20 protein-coding genes are annotated in these 20,005 nt (G+C 63.4%); 16 read left to right on the plus strand and 4 right to left on the minus strand.

Features of this window, described 5'->3' with window-relative positions; all coding sequences use genetic code 11:
- The 9 genes from rseP to ABW22_RS14795 all read left to right on the plus strand — a co-directional run.
- Nucleotides 1-1,322 (plus strand): RIP metalloprotease RseP (gene rseP, locus ABW22_RS14755; protein ID WP_059758414.1); only part of this gene is annotated, 1,322 nt, incomplete at its 5' end.
- An 8-nt stretch (nucleotides 1,323-1,330) separates the two neighbouring features.
- Nucleotides 1,331-3,628, plus strand: a complete 2,298-nt coding sequence (gene bamA / locus ABW22_RS14760) for an outer membrane protein assembly factor BamA (protein WP_059758417.1) — start codon at nucleotides 1,331-1,333, stop codon at nucleotides 3,626-3,628.
- Between the two features lie 24 nt (nucleotides 3,629-3,652).
- On the plus strand, nucleotides 3,653-4,156 hold the full coding sequence (locus ABW22_RS14765; protein WP_059758420.1) for an OmpH family outer membrane protein: 504 nt from the start codon (nucleotides 3,653-3,655) through the stop codon (nucleotides 4,154-4,156).
- 46 nt (nucleotides 4,157-4,202) lie between these two features.
- The gene (lpxD, locus tag ABW22_RS14770; RefSeq protein WP_059758424.1) at nucleotides 4,203-5,234 is read left to right on the plus strand and encodes a UDP-3-O-(3-hydroxymyristoyl)glucosamine N-acyltransferase; all 1,032 of its coding nucleotides are present in this window, start codon (nucleotides 4,203-4,205) and stop codon (nucleotides 5,232-5,234) included.
- A 5-nt stretch (nucleotides 5,235-5,239) separates the two neighbouring features.
- A complete protein-coding gene (fabZ, locus tag ABW22_RS14775) occupies nucleotides 5,240-5,677 on the plus strand; it encodes a 3-hydroxyacyl-ACP dehydratase FabZ (protein WP_193393316.1) in 438 nt (145 codons plus the stop codon).
- A gap of 1 nt (nucleotide 5,678) precedes the next feature.
- Nucleotides 5,679-6,455, plus strand: a complete 777-nt coding sequence (gene lpxA / locus ABW22_RS14780) for an acyl-ACP--UDP-N-acetylglucosamine O-acyltransferase (RefSeq protein WP_082708916.1) — start codon at nucleotides 5,679-5,681, stop codon at nucleotides 6,453-6,455.
- Nucleotides 6,455-7,582, plus strand: coding sequence for a lipid-A-disaccharide synthase (gene lpxB / locus ABW22_RS14785; protein ID WP_059758430.1), 1,128 nt, complete (start codon nucleotides 6,455-6,457; stop codon nucleotides 7,580-7,582). Before lpxA ends, lpxB begins: the two co-directional genes overlap by 1 nt.
- Nucleotides 7,579-8,193, plus strand: coding sequence for a ribonuclease HII (gene rnhB / locus ABW22_RS14790; RefSeq protein ID WP_059758433.1), 615 nt, complete (start codon nucleotides 7,579-7,581; stop codon nucleotides 8,191-8,193). The genes lpxB and rnhB overlap by 4 nt, the downstream gene beginning before the upstream one ends.
- Before the next feature lie 18 nt (nucleotides 8,194-8,211).
- The gene (locus tag ABW22_RS14795) at nucleotides 8,212-8,664 is read left to right on the plus strand and encodes a CopD family protein (RefSeq protein WP_059758435.1); all 453 of its coding nucleotides are present in this window, start codon (nucleotides 8,212-8,214) and stop codon (nucleotides 8,662-8,664) included.
- A gap of 147 nt (nucleotides 8,665-8,811) precedes the next feature.
- Here ABW22_RS14795 and ABW22_RS14800 read toward each other — a convergent pair whose 3' ends face one another.
- A complete protein-coding gene (locus ABW22_RS14800) occupies nucleotides 8,812-9,207 on the minus strand; it encodes a thioredoxin family protein (protein WP_059758438.1) in 396 nt (131 codons plus the stop codon).
- Here ABW22_RS14800 and ABW22_RS14805 point away from each other — a divergent pair.
- A complete protein-coding gene (locus ABW22_RS14805) occupies nucleotides 9,206-10,207 on the plus strand; it encodes a sodium:calcium antiporter (RefSeq protein ID WP_059758440.1) in 1,002 nt (333 codons plus the stop codon). The two genes, ABW22_RS14800 and ABW22_RS14805, sit on opposite strands and share 2 nt — an antisense overlap.
- Before the next feature lie 10 nt (nucleotides 10,208-10,217).
- Here the strand turns inward: ABW22_RS14805 and ABW22_RS14810 are convergent, their stop codons facing one another.
- The gene (locus tag ABW22_RS14810; RefSeq protein WP_419184929.1) at nucleotides 10,218-11,315 is read right to left on the minus strand and encodes a GNAT family N-acetyltransferase; all 1,098 of its coding nucleotides are present in this window, start codon (nucleotides 11,313-11,315) and stop codon (nucleotides 10,218-10,220) included.
- Nucleotides 11,316-11,414: 99 nt separating this feature from the next.
- Between ABW22_RS14810 and sucC the strand changes: the two genes are divergently transcribed.
- The 4 genes from sucC (at nucleotide 11,415) to ABW22_RS14830 (ending at nucleotide 15,510) form a co-directional block, all read left to right on the plus strand.
- A complete protein-coding gene (gene sucC / locus ABW22_RS14815; RefSeq protein WP_059758448.1) occupies nucleotides 11,415-12,575 on the plus strand; it encodes an ADP-forming succinate--CoA ligase subunit beta in 1,161 nt (386 codons plus the stop codon).
- Between the two features lie 85 nt (nucleotides 12,576-12,660).
- On the plus strand, nucleotides 12,661-13,536 hold the full coding sequence (gene sucD, locus ABW22_RS14820) for a succinate--CoA ligase subunit alpha (protein ID WP_059758453.1): 876 nt from the start codon (nucleotides 12,661-12,663) through the stop codon (nucleotides 13,534-13,536).
- A gap of 10 nt (nucleotides 13,537-13,546) precedes the next feature.
- On the plus strand, nucleotides 13,547-15,175 hold the full coding sequence (locus tag ABW22_RS14825) for an NAD+ synthase (RefSeq protein WP_059758456.1): 1,629 nt from the start codon (nucleotides 13,547-13,549) through the stop codon (nucleotides 15,173-15,175).
- Nucleotides 15,172-15,510, plus strand: a complete 339-nt coding sequence (locus ABW22_RS14830) for a P-II family nitrogen regulator (protein ID WP_059758461.1) — start codon at nucleotides 15,172-15,174, stop codon at nucleotides 15,508-15,510. The genes ABW22_RS14825 and ABW22_RS14830 overlap by 4 nt, the downstream gene beginning before the upstream one ends.
- 45 nt (nucleotides 15,511-15,555) lie before the next feature.
- Here ABW22_RS14830 and gtfA read toward each other — a convergent pair whose 3' ends face one another.
- Entirely contained in the window at nucleotides 15,556-16,998 is a 1,443-nt protein-coding gene (gtfA, locus tag ABW22_RS14835; protein ID WP_059758466.1) for a sucrose phosphorylase, read from the minus strand.
- A 435-nt stretch (nucleotides 16,999-17,433) separates the two neighbouring features.
- Nucleotides 17,434-18,279 (minus strand): outer membrane protein assembly factor BamD, encoded by an 846-nt coding sequence (locus tag ABW22_RS14840; RefSeq protein ID WP_237763365.1) that lies wholly within the window; start codon nucleotides 18,277-18,279, stop codon nucleotides 17,434-17,436.
- Nucleotides 18,280-18,298: 19 nt separating this feature from the next.
- Here ABW22_RS14840 and rluD point away from each other — a divergent pair, with 19 nt between their 5' ends.
- Nucleotides 18,299-19,255, plus strand: a complete 957-nt coding sequence (gene rluD / locus ABW22_RS14845) for a 23S rRNA pseudouridine(1911/1915/1917) synthase RluD (protein ID WP_237763366.1) — start codon at nucleotides 18,299-18,301, stop codon at nucleotides 19,253-19,255.
- Nucleotides 19,256-19,304: 49 nt separating this feature from the next.
- On the plus strand, nucleotides 19,305-19,982 hold the full coding sequence (gene pgeF, locus ABW22_RS14850; protein ID WP_082708918.1) for a peptidoglycan editing factor PgeF: 678 nt from the start codon (nucleotides 19,305-19,307) through the stop codon (nucleotides 19,980-19,982).
- The last annotated feature ends 23 nt before the right edge of the window (nucleotides 19,983-20,005 follow it).

Consider the following 20,005-nt stretch of genomic DNA (forward strand, 5'->3'; position numbering starts at 1 on the left):
TGGTTGCTATCGGCATTCTGGTGGTAGTGCACGAATTCGGCCACTACCTCGCCGCAAGGCTGGCCGGCGTCAAGGTGCTGCGTTTTTCGGTCGGTTTCGGCAAACCCTTGCTCAGCCGCCGCTTTGGCCGCGACCTGACCGAGTGGATGCTGTCCGCGCTGCCGTTAGGCGGCTACGTCAAGATGCTCGACGAGCGCGAAGGCGAGGTCCCGGCGGCGGAGGCGCACCGCAGCTTCAACCGCGCCACCGTGTGGCGCCGCATCGGCATCGTCTCGGCAGGGCCAATCGCCAATTTTCTGCTCGCTATCGTGTTTTACTGGGCGCTGTTCCTGCACGGCCTTCCGGCGATGAAGCCGATGATCGGCGAGCCGCCCGCCAACACCCCTGCGGCGCAGGCTGGCCTGGTGGCGGGCGACGAAATCCGCCGCGTCAATGGCAACGACACGCCGTCGTTCCAGGATTTGCGACTGAATCTGTTGCGTGCGGGGGTGGCGGGTGACGCGCTTACGCTGGAACTGGCGGATGGCCGCAGCGTGCAGCTCGATGCCGCGCCGATGCAGACCGAGAACCTGGAACACGACATCCTGCGTCCTCTGGGCATCGTACGCTACGATCCGGTGCTCGACCCGGTGATCGGCAAGGTGTTGCCGGACGGTGCGGCCGCGCGCGCAGGTTTTCAGCCCGGCGACCGGCTGATCGCCGCCAACGGCACCCCGCTGGCGAGCTGGCAGGACTGGGTGCAGCGGGTTCGCCAGCACCCGGCCAAGCCCTTGCGCATCGAATATGAGCGACAGGGGCAGCATGGTGAGTTGACCGTCGTTCCCGAAGCGGTGGACGAAGCCGGCCAGCGCGTCGGCAAGATCGGCGCTGGTCCCCAAATTGATGAGGCGATGCTGGCCACGCTGATGACCGAAGTGCGCTACGGTCCGATCGATGCGCTGTGGCACGGCGCGGTCAAGACCTGGGACATGAGCGTGTTCACGCTGGAGATGATGGGGCGTATGGTGCTGGGTCAGGTGTCGTGGAAAAACCTGTCCGGTCCGCTGACCATTGCCGATTACGCAGGCCAGAGTGCCGCCCTCGGCTGGATCAGTTTTGTCGGCTTTCTGGCGCTGGTGAGCGTGAGTCTGGGGGTGCTCAATCTGCTGCCCATCCCGCTGCTGGATGGAGGGCACCTCATGTATTATGTGGCCGAAGTTTTCACCGGTCGCCCGGTGTCCGAACGCACCATGGAAATCGGCAGCCGAATCGGCATGATTCTCCTGCTGCTGCTGATGTCGTTTGCCCTGTTCAACGATTTGCAACGCCTGATAGGCGGATGAATACAACCATGACCCTGAGCCGTTTGACGCTTGCCCTTGCTGCCCTCTTCGCCGCGCAACCCGTGTTCGCCGAGGAGCCCTTCGTCGTCAAGGATATCCGGGTCGAGGGCATCCAGCGCACCGAGGCGGGCACGGTTTTCAGCTACCTGCCGGTCAAGGTCGGCGATGTGATGACCGACGAGAAAACCGCGGCGGCGATCAAGGCGCTCTACGCCACCGGATTTTTCAAGGATGTGCGGCTGGAAGCGCGCGACGGCGTGGTGATCGTCACGGTTGAAGAGCGCCCCTCGATCGCCACGATCACCCTGTCCGGCATCAAGGAGTTTTCTGCGGACGACCTGAAGGCCGGCCTCAAGCAGACCGGCCTGGCCGAAGGCCGCGTGCTCGACCGCGCCATGCTGGACAAGGCCGAACAGGAGCTGCAGCGGCAGTATTTCAACCGCGGCAAGTACGCGGTGGAAATCAAGTCCACCCTGACGCCGCTGGAGCGCAACCGGGTCGCCGTGCAGTTCGACGTGGTGGAAGGCGACAGCGCCAAGATCCAGCAGATCAACATCGTCGGCAACCAGGCCTTCAAGGAGAAGACCCTGCTGAAAGCGTTCGGCTCCACCACGCCGGGCTGGCTGACCTGGTACACCAAGAGCGACCAGTATTCCAAATCTCGTCTGGCGGGCGATATCGAGGCCCTGCGCTCGTTCTACCTCAATCGCGGCTATCTCGAATTCAATGTCGACTCCACCCAGGTGTCGATTTCGCCCGACAAGCAGGGCATCTACATCACCGTCAACGTCACCGAAGGCCCGCAATACAAGGTGTCTGACGTCAAACTGGCGGGGCAGATGCTGGTGCCGGAAGCGGAACTGCAGAAACTCATCACCATCAAGCCAGGCGAGGTGTTCGTGCGCGACCGCCTGACCGAGACCACGAAAAAAATCGGCGACCGCCTCGGCAACGACGGCTATGCGTTTGCCAACGTCAATGCGGTGCCAGAGCTCGACAAGGAAAAGGCCACGGTCGCCTTCACCCTGTTCATCGATCCTGGTCGTCGCGTCTACGTGAACCGCATCAACGTTGCGGGCAACACCAAGACCCAGGATGAAGTGGTGCGCCGCGAAATACGCCAAATGGAAGGCGCGTATTACGATGCCGAAAAGATCAACCGCTCGCGCGACCGCCTGAACCGGCTGGGCTATTTCAACGAAGTCAACATCGAAACGCCCGCTGTTTCAGGGACTACCGATCAGGTCGACGTCAACGTGAGCGTGGCCGAGAAATCGACCGGCAACATCATGCTGGGTGCCGGTTTCTCGTCGTCCGAAGGCCTGGTGCTGTCGGGTTCGGTGTCGCAGAGCAACGTGTTCGGCACCGGCAACCGGCTATCGGCGCAAATCAACTCGGGCAGCGTCAACACCGTGTATTCGCTGTCGTACACCAACCCCTACTACACCCTCGACGGCATCAGCCTGGGCTATGACCTGTACCGGCGCGATGTCGATGCCTCCTCACTTGACAACGTCGCCGATTACAAGACCTCCACCTATGGTGCGGGTATGCGCTTCGGCCTGCCGATCAACGAACGCGACTTCATCTCGTTCGGACTGACCTACGAGCAGACTTCGCTCACCACCACGGCAACCAGTGGTGTGCAATACGATTTCGTCCAGGAATTTGGCGAAGACAACGATACATTGCGTTTGGATACTTCCTGGGCGCGCGATACCCGTAATAGTTTCCTGTTCCCGACCAAGGGCGTGTTCCAGCGGGTGGCGGCGGAAATTGGCACCCCAGCCGGCAGTCTCCAATACTACAAACTGTCCTTCCAGCACCAGCAGTTCTTCCCGCTGAGCAATAACTTCACCCTCATGTTGAACGGTGAAGCAGGAATCGGCGATGGCCTGTCGGGCAAGCCATTGCCGTTCTTCAAGAACTTCTACGCTGGCGGTACCAGCTCAGTTCGGGGCTTCAAGAATGGCACGCTGGGGCCAAAAGATGTCAACAGCGACGCGCTCGGCGGCGACAAGCGCGTGATCGCCAACGCGGAACTCTTCTTCCCCCTGCCGGGACTCAAGGATGACCAATCGCTGCGTATGTCGGCCTTTATCGATGCGGGTGCCACCTTTGGCCCTAGAGATAATGATGGCCTGTACAAAACATTTGCCTTCGGGGATTTGCGCTATTCGGCAGGGGTGGCGATTTTGTGGGTGTCGCCGCTCGGCCCGCTCAAATTCAGTTTGGCGCAACCGATTGTCAAGAAGGATGGCGACAAGACCGAAGTGTTCCAATTCACCCTGGGCAGTACGTTCTAGGGTTAGCCGTAACCGGAGTATGTGATGATGAAATTCAAGCAGCTAGTCGTTTCCCTGATTCTGGCGTCCGCCTTTGCGGCCGTCCCCGCCCTGGCCAACACCAAGATCGGTTTCGTCAACACCGAGCGCCTGTTGCGCGAAGCGCCGTTGTCGGTCGCCGCACAGAAAAAGCTCGAGCGCGAATTCGCCGCGCGCGATCAGGAATTGCAGAAACTCGCCAAGCAGGCGCGTGATCTGCAGGCGCAGCTCGACAAGGACGGCGTGACCATGTCGGACAGCGAGCGCAAGACGAAGGAACGCGACCTTGGCAATCTCAACCGCGACCTGCAGCGCCAGGGCCGCGAATTCCGCGAAGACCTCAACCTGCGCCGCAATGAAGAGCTGGGGCAGATACAGGAGCGCGCGCGCAAGGCGATTCAGGACATTGCCCGCGCTGAAAAATTCGACCTGGTCGTCGAGCAGGCAGTCTACGTCGATCCCAAGACCGACATCACCGATCGGGTGATGAAGGCACTCGGCGGAAAATAAGCCCGCCGTCAAAACACAACTCGATTGCAGAAAATAAACCGATCCGATGGCCGCAACCCTGACTGAGCTGGTCGCCCGCTTTGGCGGAGAGCTCGTGGGCGATGGCGCGCGGACGGTAAGCCAGGTGGCCCCGCTGGATCGCGCCACGCCTGACGAGATCGGTTTTATCTCGCAGGGCAAGTATCTGTCCCAACTGGCCGATACGCACGCCGGCGCGGTGATTCTGCCGGAGGACGCGCGCGACGCCACCGATCTGCCGCGCATCCTCACCTCCAATCCCTACCTGTATTTCGCGCGCGTGTCGGCCCTGCTCAATCCGCCGCCGCGACCGCCTGCGGGGGTTCATCCCGCGGCGACGGTCGCGCCGGATGCGGAGATCGCCGCCGACGCCAGCATCGCCGCTGGCGCGGTGGTCGGCAGCGGCGCGGTGATCGGCGCCCGCACGGTGATCGGCCCCAACTGCGTTGTCGGCGACCATGTCCGCATCGGCATCGACTGCCTGCTGCACGCCAATGTCACCCTGTATCACCGCTGCGAAGTGGGCGACCGTGCCATCCTGCATTCCGGCTGCGTCATCGGCGCCGACGGCTTCGGCTTTGCGCCGAACGAGGGCTGTTGGGAGAAAATCCCGCAGATCGGCCGCGTGCTGATCGGCGACGATGTCGAGGTCGGTGCCTGCACCACCATCGACCGCGGTGCGCTGGAAGACACGGTGATCGAGGAAGGCGTCAAGCTCGACAACCTGATCCAGGTCGCGCACAACGTGGTGATCGGTGCGCATACCGTGATTGCCGCCTGCACCGGCATCGCCGGCAGCGCCAAAATCGGACGCCACTGCATGATCGGCGGGGCGGCGATGATCTTCGGCCACATCGAGATCGCCGACGGCACCCGCATCTCGACCAACACGCTGATCACCAAGTCGCTACCGAAGGCAGGCACCTACACCTCGGCGCCGCCGTTCACCGAACACGAGGTCTGGCAGAAAAATGCCGTCCACATGCGCAACCTCGACAAGCTGGTGAACCGCATCAAGCAGCTTGAAAAACGAATCAACGAACTGGAAAGCAAATTATGAGCGTGATGGACATCGAGCAGGTCATGCAGTACCTGCCGCACCGCTACCCCTTTCTGCTGATCGACAAGGTCATCGAACTCGAACTCGGCAAGACCATCACCGCGATCAAGAACGTCACCATCAACGAGCCGTTTTTCCCCGGCCATTTTCCCGTCTCACCGGTGATGCCGGGCGTGCTGATTCTGGAAGCGATGGCGCAGGCGGCGGCGATCCTGTCGTTCAAGACCAAGAACTACACGCCGGAGGATATCGGCATCGTCTATTTCGCCGGCATCGACGGCGCGCGTTTCAAGAAGCCGGTCAAACCGGGCGATCAGCTGGTGCTCAAGGTCGATATCGTGCGCGAAATGCGCGGCATCTGGAAATACACCGCACGCGCCGAAGTGGATGGCGCGCTGGTCGCCGAGGCGGAACTCATGGCAACCCTGCGCGACAAGCCCTGACATGGCGTTGATCCATCCCACCGCGCTGGTCGCCGCGGGTGCCCGGCTTGCCGACAACGTCGAGATCGGGCCTTACACGATCATCGGCGAACACGTCGAGATTGGTGCCGGCACCACGGTCGGCGCCCACGCCGTCATCACCGGCCACACCAAAATCGGCGCGCACAACCAGATATTCCATTTCGTCTCGCTCGGCGAGGCGCCGCAGGACAAGAAATATGCCGGCGAGCCCACCCGGCTGGAAATCGGCAACCACAATGTGATCCGCGAATTCTGCACCTTCAACACCGGCACCGTGCAGGACCGCGGCGTCACCACTATCGGCAATCACAACTGGATCATGGCCTACGTTCACATCGCGCACGATTGCGTGGTGGGCGACCATACGATCTTTGCCAACAACGCATCGCTGGCGGGTCACGCCGAAGTGGGCGACTGGGCGATTCTGGGCGGCTTCACCGGCGTGCACCAGTTCTGCAAGATCGGCGCCCACGTGATGACCGGCATCTCCAGCGTCGTGTTCAAGGATATCCCGCCCTTCATCATGGCCTCCGGCCAGCCTGCAGCGCCGCATGGCCTCAACAGCGAAGGCCTCAAGCGGCGCGGGTTTTCCGCCGAGGCGCTGGCCGCCCTGAAGCGCGCCTACAAGATTCTCTATCGCGAAGGCAACACGCTGGCCGAAGCCCAGGCCAAGCTCGCGCCCGAGGCGGCGCAGCACGCCGAAATACAGCAGCTGCTCGATTTCATCGCGCGCGCCGAGCGCGGCATCATCCGGTGATGGACCTCGGTGTGGTCGCCGGCGAAGCGTCCGGCGACCTCCTCGGCGCGCACTTCATTGCCGCGCTGAAACAGCGGCATCCCGGTTTGCGCGCTGCCGGCATCGCCGGCCCACGCATGGTCGAAGCCGGCGTCGAAGCGGTCTATCCGAGCGATAAACTGGCCGTCAACGGTTACGTCGAGGTGCTGCGCCACCTGCCCGAACTGCTGTGGATCCGCTCGCGCATCACCCGCTACTTCCTGCGCGAGCGGCCGCGCGTTTTTGTCGGCATCGATGCGCCGGATTTCAACTTCACCCTGGAAGCGAAGCTCAAGCAGGCCGGCATTCCAACCGTGCATTTCGTCAGCCCGTCGATCTGGGCGTGGCGTCCCGAACGCATCCACCGCATCAGGCAGGCGGTGTCGCACATGCTGGTGGTGTTTCCGTTCGAGGCGCAGATCTATCGCGACGCGGGCATCCCCGTCACCTACGTCGGCCATCCATTGGCAGACGTGATTCCTTTGCAACCCGATACCGCTGCAGCACGAATGACTTTGGGCCTGGCAGCCGGCCCGGTGATCGCACTGCTGCCGGGCAGCCGGCTCTCTGAAGTGACGCGTCATGCGCGGCTGATGCTCGACGCGGCGGTGCGCATTCGCCAGCGCCATCCCGACGCGCAGTTCGTGCTGCCCGCCGCGAACGCGGCGGCTGCCCGGCTGGTCCGGCAGGCAATGCAGGGACTCGATCTGCCGCTGCGGGTTCTGGATGGCCAGTCGCACACCGCGCTGGCGGCTTGCGACGTGGCGCTGGTGGCCTCCGGCACCGCCACGCTCGAAGCCGCGCTGTTCAAGAAACCCATGGTGATCACCTATCGCGTGCCTGCGCTCACCGCGTACCTGATGCGGAAAAAGGCGCTGTTGCCGTGGATCGGGCTGCCGAATATCCTGGCGCGCGACTTCGTGGTGCCGGAACGGGTGCAGGAAGCCGCCACCCCCGAGAACCTGGCAAATGATGCACTGGCCTGGCTGGACGATGCGCCGCGCCGGGAAGCTGTCATCGAAACCTTTCGCGCCATGCACTTGAGCTTGCGGCAGGATGCCAGCGCCCGTATTGCCAAGGCGCTTGAGCCCTATCTGGAGCGCGCATGACGCTTCGCCCGCCTGTCATCCTGCATGTCGGCCCATGGGGGCTGTGCGGCGTCGACGAGGCCGGCCGCGGTCCGCTGGCGGGGCCGGTGATGGCAGCGGCAGTCATGCTCGACCCCGCTCAGCCGATCGATGGCCTACGCGACTCCAAGAAACTTTCCGCCGCCGCGCGCGAGCGCCTGGCCGGCGAGATTCGCCTGCGCGCCGCTGCCTGGTGTGTGGCCGAGGCCAGCGTCGCCGAAATCGACCGGCTGAACATTCTGCACGCCACCATGCTGGCGATGCAGCGCGCCGTGGCTGGGCTGGGACGTGCGCCGGACGAAGTCTGGGTGGACGGCAACCGCTGCCCCGACTGGGCGTGGCGCTCGCAGGCGGTGGTCAAGGGCGACGACAAGGTGGCCGCGATCGCCGCCGCCTCGATTCTGGCCAAGACCGTGCGCGACCAGTTCATGGGCACGTTGCACGATGAATATCCGGCCTACGGATTTGCCCGCCACATGGGTTACGGCACAGCCGCGCATCTGGCGGCCTTGCAGGAACACGGCGCCTGCCCCCAGCATCGGCGCAGCTTCGGCCCGGTTAAACTCGTTCTCGATCAAGCCACCTTATTCTGAAATCAGAAAGGAAACTCCATGGCCCTGTCTTTGTTTCTGCATGTATTGGGGGTCGTCGTCTGGGTCGGCGGCATGTTCTTCGCCTACATGGCGCTGCGCCCGGTGGCCGCCAGCGTGCTCGAACCGCCGCTGCGGCTCACCCTGTGGGCCGGCGTGTTCGGTAAGTTTTTCCCCTGGGTGTGGGCGTCGGTGGCGCTGATTCTGCTGACCGGCCTGCACATGCTGGTGAAAGTCGGCGGCATGGCCGCGTCGCACTACGCCATGGCCATGCTGGTGCTGGGCGTGGTGATGATGCTGATTTTCGCGCACGTGTTCTTCGCGCCCTACACGAAACTCAAGCGCGCGGTCGGCGAGCAGAACTGGAAAGCCGGCGGCGCCGCGCTGGCGCAGATTCGCATGCTGATCGGCATCAACCTCAGTCTGGGCCTGCTAACCATTGCCGTGGTGTTCCTTGGACGGGGGCTTGTTTAAGCCATACGCCCCCGTTCTTGCTTGGTGTGATGTGGATCGGAACGAATTCGCGGCGAGGGCGCCGCTCCTACAAGCGACCTTGTAGGAGGCCCGCCCTCGGGCCGATTGGTTTGTCAGTGCGATATACAAGGTACACGGCAAGAATCTTCAGGGCTCCTCCTGCGGCGGCGCTGCCAGCAGGCTTTGAACAGCCTGCCTGATGGCGTCCGGCCGCGCCTCGCACTGCAGTTCGGCATGGAAGTGGCCATCTCGAAAGAGGTATACCGTCGGCAGATGAAAGATGTCGAAGCAGCGCGCCACCCCGGTGGCTTCGCTGACATCGACCTCAAACAGCGCGTGAGCCAAACCGGATAGCGCATCCGGCAGCAGGCGTTTCCACGCCCGGCATGCCCCGCAGTGTGGCGCGCTGAACAGCACCACGGCGATGCCGGAAGACGCGGCGAGACGGGCATGAAAGTCGCCCTCGGTCAGGCGTGAAAAAGCGGGTAGGACGGCGGCATCCGGGCTGCTAGAATCGCGGCTTTCCTCCTGGCTGGCGCTCATGCTGTTTCTCGAACTCTTCGGTTTTCTGCTGCTCATCCTGGTGGCGGCGGAAATCTTTGTCAACGCGCTCGAACACCTGGGCGAAAAACTCAACATCTCGGAAGGCGTGACCGGTTCGCTGTTCGCCGCGGTCGGCACCGCTATGCCGGAAACCCTGGTGCCGCTGCTGGCGATCTTTGCCGGCACCGGCAATACAGCGGTCAACCAGGAAATCGGCGTCGGCGCGATTCTCGGCGCGCCGCTGATGCTGTCGACGCTGACGCTGTTCCTGATGAGCGTGGCGGTGGTGAAGCGTCGCGGCCTGCTGGGCCACTTCACCCCGGAGAAGACCGGCCTCAAGCGCGACCTGGACTTCTTCCTGATGGCGTTCCTGCTGGCGTTTGTCGCCATGTTCATCCCGCATGGCGAAGGCTGGGTACGTGCGGGCATCGCCTTTGTCATGGTGACGATCTACTTTGTCTACGTCATGCTGACCCTGCGCGCGTCGGCCGGGCTGGTGGAAGGCGGCCACGCCACCGAGGCGGGCTCGCCGATGCTGCTGACCCGCCTGGGTGTGCCGCAGAATCTGTTTTTCATCCTGGTGCAACTGGCACTGGGCCTGGCGCTGCTAATCACCGGCGCCAAGGGCTTTATCCACGGCGTGGAAGCCGCTGCGCCCATCATCGGCATTTCCGCGCTGCTGCTGTCGCTTTTGATCATCCCGATCGCGACCGAGCTGCCGGAAAAGGTGAATTCGATTTTGTGGATCCGCAAACGCAAGGACACCCTGGCTTTCGGCAACATCACCGGCGCGATGGTATTCCAGGGCACGCTGTTGCCCGCCATCGGCATTTCGCTGACGCCGTGGGCGCCGCAAAAGGAAGTGCTGCTGGGCGTGCTGATCACGCTGATCGCAGCATTCTGGCTGCGCTGGGCGGCGTTGAACGGTGGCCTGCGCGTGTGGCACCTGCTCGTCAACGGCGCCTTGTATGTAACCTATCTGACCGCCGTTCTGGTCTGAGCGATACCCCTTAGCCGGGCGGCTCGCGGCGGAACGGCCCGTCGAGTTCGTCCATGTAGTGGCTGATGGCGTCCGTTTCGCGTTCTAGGAAGCGGTCGACCGCCTCGCGGAATTCGGTGTTTTCCAGCCAGTGCCAGGAATGCGTGGCGGTCGGAACCAGCCCGCGCGCGAGCTTGTGTTCGCCCTGTGCGCCACCTTCGAATACCTTCAGGCCGTGGACGATCGCGTATTCGATGCCCTGCTGATAGCAGGTCTCGAAGTGCAGGCCGGGCACGTATTCCAGCGTGCCCCAGTGGCGGCCATACAGCCGCTGGACATCCTTGATGCAGAACGAGCAGGCGATCGGCCCACGGTCTTTTTCGGCCACGATCAGCACCAGACTGTCCGGCATCGTCTCGCGCAGCGCCGCGAAGAAGGCGCGGTTGAGGTGCGGTTCGCTGCGGTGGCGGGCGTAGGTGTCGGCGTAGCAGCGGTAGAAATGGTCCCAGTCGGCGTCGGTGCTCTCCGCGCCTTCCACCCAGCGAAATGTCACCCCAAGCTTGTGCAGCTTCTTCCTTTCCTGGCGGATCTTCTTGCGCTTGTCGTGCGTCATCGCCGCGAGAAAATCGTCGAAGCTGCCATAGCCCGCGTTGTTCCAGTGGAACTGGAAGCCGCTGCGGTGCAAGAGAGGTGTGGCCTCGAGCGCAGCATGGTCGGGCTCGGTGGGGAACAGGATGTGGAACGACGAGCAGTTCAAGTCGCGGGTGAGCTTCAACGCGGACTGGATCAGCGTGGCGCGGTCGGCGTCGTTTTTCGCCAGCAGGCGCGGGCCGGGCACCGGCGAAAACGGCACACAGCACACCAGCTTGGGGTAATAGGCAAGGCCGTGGCGGCGGTAGGCGTCGGCCCACGCCCAGTCGAACACGAACTCGCCCCAGGAGTGGTGCTTGACGTAGAGCGGCATTGCGGCGTCGAGCCGGCCGCTCCTGAACAGCGCCAGATGCACAGGCTCCCAGCCGATGTGGGCGCCAACGCAATCGGTGGCTTCTAGCGCATGCAGAAAGGCGTGCTGCAGGAAGGGCGAATCGCCGGCCAGGGCGTCCCAGGCATCCGGATCAAGGTCCGCCATGCGCGTAACGACGCGGACAACTGTTTCTGCGTCTTCGGCTTCCGTCGCGGGGGGCTTTGCTTCAAAATGCACGTTTTGGCGAGTTTCCATCGAAAAACAATGAACCTGCATGAATATCAGGCCAAACAAATATTACGGTCGGGCAACATTACCACGCCGCGCGGCATCGCCGCAGCGAGTGCCGATGCCGCAGTAGAGGCCGCCGGCGAACTGGGCGGCGACGCCTGGGTGGTGAAGGCGCAGATTCACGCCGGTGGGCGCGGCAAGGTGGGCGGGGTCAAGGTCGTCAAGCGCCTCGACGACGTGCGCGCCATGGCCGAATCACTGCTCGGCAAGCCGCTGCTGACCAATCAGAACGCGCCTGACGGCCAGCCGGTGAACCTGGTGCTGGTGGAAGAGACGCTGCCGATCGCCCGCGAGTTGTACCTGTCGCTGCTGGTCGACCGCGAAACCGAACGCGTCGCCATCGTGGCGTCCGCCGCAGGCGGCATGGATATCGAGGACGTGGCCCACGCCACCCCGGAAAAGGTCCTGACCGAAACCTGCGACCCGCTGCTGGGCGTGCAGGATTTCCAGTGCCGTGCGCTGGCCTTCGCGTTGGAACTGAAGGGCGAGGCGTACAAGGATTTCTGCCACCTGCTGCCGCAGCTGTATCGCGTGTTCATCGCCAACGATCTCTCCCTGCTCGAAATCAACCCGCTGGTGGTGACTGCCGACAACCGCGTGCTGCCGCTCGACTGCAAGATGAGCGTCGACGACAACGCGCTGTATCGCCGCAAGGCCCTGAGTGAGCTGCGCGACGACAGCCAGATCGACGCAAAGGAAGCGGCAGCCAACGCGGTCAACGTCAACTACGTCGCGCTTTCCGGCAACATCGGTTGCATGGTCAATGGCGCCGGCCTCGCGATGGCGACGATGGATCTCATTCAATTGGAGGGCGGCACGCCCGCCAACTTCCTCGACGTCGGCGGCGGCGCCACCCCCGAAACGGTGGCGCAGGGCTTCAAGATTATCCTGCTCGACCCCAATGTGCGCGCAGTGCTGATCAATATTTTCGGCGGCATCGTTCGCTGCGACGTGATCGCCGCGGGCATCATCCAGGCGGTGAAGGAAGTCGGCGTGAAGGTGCCGGTGGTGGTGCGGCTGGAGGGTACCAATGCCGAGCTGGGCCGCAAGCTGCTGGCCGAATCGGGGCTGGCGATCATTGCGGCGGCGAGCCTTACCGATGCCGCCAAACAGGCTGTGGTGGCGGCGCAATGAACAAAACAATTAACCACAGAGGCACAGAGACACAGAGTTTTTCTTTGGGTTTCTCCGTACCTCTGTGTCTCTGTGGTGAAGATTTATGAGCATTCTGGTTAACAAAGACACCCGCGTCATCTGCCAGGGCTTCACCGGTAAGCAGGGCAGCTTCCATTCCGAACAAGCGATCGCCTACGGCACGCGGATGGTCGGCGGCGTCACCCCCGGCAAGGGCGGGCAGACGAACCTTGGCCTTCCCGTATTCAACACCGTGCGCGACGCAGTGCGCCAGACCGGCGCCAGCGCGACGATGATCTATGTGCCGGCCGCGTTTGCCGCCGACTCGATTCTGGAAGCGGCCGATGCCGGCATCGAGGTGATCGTCTGCATCACCGAAGGCATCCCGGTGCTCGACATGCTGAACGTCAAGGCTGCGCTGCGTGCCAACGGCGCCATGCTGATCGGCCCCAACTGTCCCGGCATCATCACCTCGGGCGAATGCAAGATCGGCATCATGCCCGGCGTCATCCACCAGAAAGGCAAGATCGGCATCGTCTCGCGCTCAGGCACGCTGACCTACGAAGCGGTGCACCAGACCACGCAGTTGGGGCTGGGGCAGTCGACCTGCGTCGGCATCGGCGGCGACCCGATCAAGGGGCTGGATTTCATCGATTGCCTTGAAATGTTCGAGGACGACCCGCAGACCGAAGCGGTGATCCTCGTCGGCGAAATTGGCGGCAGCCGCGAGGAGGAAGCCGCCGAATACATCCGCTCGAGCATGAGGAAACCCGTCGCCGCCTACATCGCCGGGCGCACCGCGCCCAAGGGCAAGCGCATGGGGCACGCGGGCGCGATCATCGCCGGCTCTGCCGGAACGGCTGATGCAAAAATTCGCGCGCTGGAGGTGGCGGGGGTGGTCGTCGCGCAAAGCCCGGCAGGGCTGGGCGAAGCGGTGCAGCAGGCGCTGGCGGCGCGATGAAGCCCATCCGATGAAACTCGGCATCGCCCAACTCAATCTCACCGTCGGCGACATCGCCGGCAACGCGGCCAAACTTTTGGCCGCGGCGAACGAAGCACACGCCGCCGGTGCGGCCCTGCTGCTCACCCCCGAGATGTCGATCTGCGGCTACCCGGCCGAGGACCTGGTGCTGCGAAGCGATTTCACCGCGGCATGTGCAGCGGCGGTTGAGAAATTGGCAGCGGGGGCGCCGCCCGAACTCGCGCTGATCGTCGGCTATCCTGAGCGTAGCGACGACGGACTGTTCAATGCCGCGGCGCTCCTGCGCGGCGGCCGGGTCGAGACGGTGTACCGCAAGCATCACCTGCCGAACTACTCCGTGTTCGACGAGCAGCGCGTGTTCGACCGTGGCGACGCGTCCTGCGTGTTTGCCTGCGGCGGCCTGAATTTTGGCCTCAACATCTGCGGCGATATCTGGGAACCGGGGCCGGCGACGCGCGCGCTGGAAGCCGGCGCCGACTGGCTGCTGGTGCCGAACGCCTCGCCCTATCACCTCAACAAGGCGCGCGAGCGCCTTGCAGTGGCGCGCTCGCGGCTGGTCGAAGCCGGCCTGCCAATCATTTACGCCAACCTGGTGGGTGGGCAGGATGAACTGGTGTTCGACGGCGCGTCGTTTGCGTTGAATACCGACGGCGAGGTCGTGGCACAGTGCCCGGCCTGGCAGGAAGGGCTGTTCTATCTCGAACTTGCCGGCGACACCTGCAGCGGCTCGCAGCATGCCCTGCCGGGCGAGGAGGCCGCCGTCTACGATGCACTGGTGCTGGCGGTGCGCGATTATTTTGGCAAGAACGGTTTCAAGGGTGTGCATCTGGGCCTGTCGGGCGGCATCGATTCGGCGTTGACGCTGGCGATTGCGGCCGATGCGATCGGACCGGACAAGGTACACGCGGTGATGATGCCGTCGGATTACACCGCCTCCATCAGCGTCGAGGATTCGCGCGACATGGTCAAAAGGCTCGGTGTGCGCTACTCCGAAATCGCCATCAAACCGATATTCGATTCCTTCGTGGCGCAGCTGGCGGGCGAGTTTGCGGGCCTGGCGGCCGACACCACCGAAGAGAACCTGCAGGCGCGTACGCGCGGCACGCTCTTGATGGCGCTGTCCAACAAGTTCGGCACACTGGTGCTGACCACCGGCAACAAAAGCGAGATGGCGGCCGGCTACGCCACGCTCTACGGTGACATGGCGGGCGGCTTCGCCGTGCTGAAGGACGTGGCGAAAACGCGGGTGTATCGGCTGGCAAATTATCGCAACAGTCTATCTGCGGTGGATGGATTTCAAGTCATTCCGCAGCGCATCATCGACCGCCCACCGTCGGCTGAACTGCGGCCCGACCAGACCGATCAGGACAGCCTGCCACCGTACGACGTGCTCGATGCCATTCTGGAAGCCTATGTCGAGCGCGACCTGTCGGCGCGCGACATTGTTGCGCAGGGGTTCGATGCCGCTATCGTGCGCCGGGTGATCCGCATGGTCGACCTTGCCGAGTACAAGCGCCGTCAGGCGCCGCCCGGTCCGCGCATCACGCCGCGCAATTTCGGCAAAGACCGGCGCTACCCGATTACCTCGAAATACCGACCCGAAGGAGACCTGCCATGAAGAAAATCGAAGCCATCATCAAACCGTTCAAGCTCGACGAAGTGCGTGAAGCCTTGTCAGAAATTGGCGTGACCGGCCTGACCGTCACCGAGGTCAAGGGCTTCGGCCGCCAGAAAGGCCACACCGAGCTGTATCGCGGCGCCGAATACGTGGTGGATTTTCTGCCCAAGGTGAAGCTGGAAGTGGTCGTCGCCGCCAGCCTGCTGGAACGCGCGATGGAGGCGATCATCTCTGCCGCGCGCACCGGCAAGATCGGCGACGGCAAGATTTTCGTCAGTGACATGGAACAGGTGGTGCGCATCCGCACCGGCGAATCGGGCGAGGCCGCGATTTAATCCGGAAGCGGGCCGGGCATGCCCGCCCCCGCTCTTCCGGCCGATTCACCAGCGCATGGTTAGCCAGCGCTTGGACTTGACGTCGACGTAGCCGACGGTTGCCTTCTTGAAATTGAGGTCGACGAACAGTTCGCAGCGAAACTCGCCGTGACGCCAGCACATGGCCACGCTGCTGTCGTTGGAATACATCAGGTGGAAGACGCCATCGAAAGCGGGGTAGCTGCAACGGAATTCCATCAGTTTGAGCAGCCGCCGCACCACCGGCGCCTTGACCGCCTCGTCGACCTCATCGAGGGTGTAGTGGTGGCGGTTGATGTCGCGCAACTCGCCGGTGGCTTCCATGAGTTCGATATCGTTGCAACCCGCCAGCAGGCCGACGTAGTAGACCTGCGGAATCCCCGGCGCGAAGAACTGGATCGCGCGCGCGGCGATATAGGCGTCGTCGCTGCGCTTGAGCGCGTCGTAATAAGTGCAGGTGAGCTGGTAGATCGCCCCCACGCTGTGCACGTTGGCGGCCGAGCGGCGCAGGATGGGATCGGCACTGCGCTGGCTGACGTTGTCGACCACCGCCTGGATTTCCGCCTTGGGCAGGATGCCTTCCACGTCCGGGATGCAGATGCCGTCGTGCGTGTCGAGCACGGTGAGCTGGTTGCGCGGGCACATGCGCAGCCACTGCTTGAGGTAAACGCTGTTGGCATCGAGCAGCGAGTAGAGCAGCAGTGGCGCGAGCGCGAAGCCATACGGATGCATGCCGTGCAGCGCGATGGCGTACTGGAAGCTGGAATGGTCGTGCACTTCCGGCAGCGTTTCGGCGCCGTTTTCGCGCGCCACGCCGTCGATCCACTTGAGGAGGTCGTAGACGTCCGGCTCGACGAGGAAGCAGCTGGTGCCGATCTTCTTGGTGGTGTAGCCGAAGGCATCGAGGCGAAACAGCTTCACCCCGCGCGCGGCGAGGAACTTGATGGTGTCCTCCATCAACGCATAGGTCTTGGGTGAGTTGAAGTTGAGATCGATCTGGTGTTCGGTGAAGGTGCACCAGACGCGGCCGGTGGTGCCGTCGGCGAAGGTCACCTCGCGGAAAGGCTCCTTTTCCTTGCGGATGTGGATGCGCGCCAGGTCGTCAGGTGAAATGGGGCCCAGCTGATCAACGTGCACGAACAGGTCGGCGTGCTCCGAATCGTAGCCCTTGGCGATGAAGTCCTTGAACTCCTCGGACTCGTCGGAGATGTGGTTCAGTGTCAGGTCCAGGCACAGATCGAAGCGGCTGGAGATTTTCTCGATGTCGGCCCAGGTGCCGTACTTGGGATCGATCTCCTTGTGGCTGAGCGGCGAGAAACCGCCATCGGCATTCGACGGGTAGGGCGGCAGGATGTGCACGCCGCCGATCACGCGCGAGAAGTGCCTGTCGATGATGGTGTACAGGTCTGCGAGATTGTTCCCCATGCGGTCGGGGTAGGCGATCAGCTGGATCTGGTTGCGTAGCGTCATTGGTTTTGATGTGTTCCTGATTGGAAACCTGTGGCCGGAAGCGCCAGGCAAGCTTGGCAGTGGTCCATTGGTCCGCGTTTGAGCCGGAATGTTCCGATGCCGCACCAATGCGTCCACGCTGGAAAATCCGGCAGCGGATTCGATGGGCCTGGAAAGTGTGCGTACGGTAGGGTAACCCACTCAACCCGAGACCGCCTGACGGCATCCGGCAGAAGAGCGGCTGCCGTGGTCTCCCGGCACGTCGCACGTCGCCGCCCGGCGCGGTCTGCAGATCAACGATGCACACGGTGCGGCGGCGGCAGGCTCGCGCAGTTGGGCTGATGCGCGAGCGCATCAGCACTGCGAAAATATTACGAAGAATCGAATGCGAACCCAGCTCGCCAAGAGCTGGTTCCTATTGAAGCGGCAGCAGGATTCGGCTGCCGCAGGGCGGAATCACCAGAAGCGGTACCAGGCCTTGCCCTCGGTGCTGACGCCCTTGGCATACTTGCTACTGGGGAAGTTCAGCGTCAGCACGCGCTGCGCATCGTCGCGCAGGTCGGTGAGTTCCAGCTTGTCGTAGGCCACCACCATGATCGCCAGCGCCTCTTCCAGCGCGGGGGCTTCAGGGTAGGTTTTCAGCACTTCCTTGGCGCGGTTGGCGGCAGCCACCCAGGCTTTGCGTTTCAGGTAATACTTGGCGACGTGGACCTCGTTGCCGGCCAGCGCGTTGACCAGGTATTTCATGCGCGCGGTCGAGTCGTCGGCGTACTTGCTGTCGGGGAAGCGGGTGACCAGCTCCTTGAACGCCAGGAACGCATCGCGCGCGGCCCGGGGATCGCGCTCGCTCAGGTCCTGATTGACCAGATTGCCCAGCAGGCCGAGATCGTCGTTAAAATTCGCCAGGCCCTTGAGATAGTAGGCGTAATCGACGTTAGGATGATTGGGGTGCAGCTTGATGAAGCGGTCGCACGCGGCAATCGCGGAAATCGGCTCGTCGTCCTTGTAATACGCGTAGGCGACTTCCAGTTGGGCCTGCTGCGCATAGCGGCCGAAGGGGTAACGCGACTCTAGCGTTTCGAAAAGCTTGACGGCGCGTTCGTAATTGCCGCTGTTGAGATTATCCTTGGCTTCGGCATAGATCCTTTGTGCCGACCAGCCCGCGGTTTCATCCTTGATCTCGGGCAACAGGCCGCAGCCTCCGATGGTGAGTGCGGCGGCCAGCAGCAGGCTGCCCAGCACCCGATTGAGGCCAGGCGCCCGATTGAATATATTAAAACCGGAAGAACGTTGCTTAAGCATGGAAAAAGACACAGAAAATATGTCGAGTGATTATAAGGGAAATCCAGAGGGCGACATCCGCAAGCTGGTGATCCCCGACGAGCAGGGCGGTCTGCGCCTTGACCAGGCGCTGTCCGCCTTGCTGCCCGAGTTTTCGCGCAACCGCATCCAGAACTGGATCCGCGCACGCAAGATCTCGGTGGACGACGCCTTTGGCACCACCCGGATGAAAGTCAGCGGCGGCGAATCGGTGCGGGTCGAAATCGAGCCTGATCCGAACGCCACTCCCGATGCGCCCGAGGCCATCCCACTCGATATCGTGTTCGAAGACCCGATGCTGCTGGTGATCAACAAGCCGGTCGGCCTGGTGGTGCACCCCGGCAGCGGCAACCGCCAAGGCACGATGCTGAACGCGCTGCTGCACTGGGTGCCACAGGTGGCCGAACTGCCGCGCGCCGGCATCGTGCATCGACTCGACAAGGACACCTCCGGCCTGCTGGTCGTTGCCAAAACGCTCATGTCGCACACCGATCTGGTGCGCCAGCTGCAGGCGCGCACCGTCAAGCGTGAATACCTCGCCCTGGTGTATGGCGAGGTCGACCACGCCGGTACCGTCGATGCGCCGCTGGCGCGCGACCCCCACAACCGCACCAAGCGTACCGTGCACACCATGGGCAAGGAAGCGGTCACGCATTACGAAGTGGTCGAACGCTTTCCCGGACTCACCCTGCTGCGCTGCAAGCTGGAAACCGGGCGCACCCACCAGATCCGGGTTCACATGCAGCACATCGGCCATCCGCTGGTCGGCGAATCGGTCTACAGCGCCAGCCGCCGCAGCCACCTCAAGATCCCGTTCCCGCGCCAGGCGCTGCACGCCGAACGGCTGGGCCTGATCCACCCGGTCACGCAGGAATTCATGCAGTGGGAATGCCCGTTGCCGCCCGATTTCGCCTTACTCCTGCAAGCGCTGCGCGACGACATCGTCTGGGAAGCGTAAGCGGATGATCCTGCCCGACTGGCCCGCGCCTGCCCGGGTAAAAAGTCTGATGACCACCCGCGCGGGCGGCGTGAGCCAGGCACCCTGGCGCAGCCTCAACCTCGGCGACCATGTCGGCGACGATCCCGCCCATGTCGCGGCCAACCGCGCGCGCCTGCGCCGGCAGCTGCCCGCCGAGCCGGGCTGGCTCAAGCAGGTGCACAGCGCCCGCGTGGTCGAACTCGGGCGCGAGCCGAATCCGCAAGCCGACGCCGCATTTACCCGACAACCGGCGCAGGTCTGCGCCGTCCTCACCGCCGACTGTCTGCCGGTGCTGTTCTGCGACCGCGCCGGCAGCGTTGTCGCCGCCGCGCATGCCGGCTGGCGCGGGCTGGCGGGCGGCGTGCTGGAAGCCACCGTGGCCGCGATGCAGGTGCCGCCGGGTGAAGTCCTTGCCTGGATGGGCGCTGCCATCGGCCCGCAGGCGTTTGAAGTGGGCGATGAGGTGCGCGAGGCGTTTGTCGCACAGCATCCGGAGGCTGCTGTCGCCTTCCTCCCGCATCCTGCGTCAACCCCGGGGAAATGGCTTGCCGATATTTACCAGCTCGCGCGCATCCACCTCAATCACGCCGGGGTGCAGGCGATCCATGGGGACGGGCGCTGTACCTTCAATGAGGCGAACAGCTTCTATTCCTATCGTCGCGACGGCGTCACCGGCCGCATGGCCTCGCTGATCTGGCTGACGTAAACGCTAGGGCGACGCTGATTAAT

Source organism: Thiobacillus denitrificans, assembly GCF_001530125.1.
Lineage (GTDB): Bacteria > Pseudomonadota > Gammaproteobacteria > Burkholderiales > Thiobacillaceae > Thiobacillus > Thiobacillus denitrificans_C.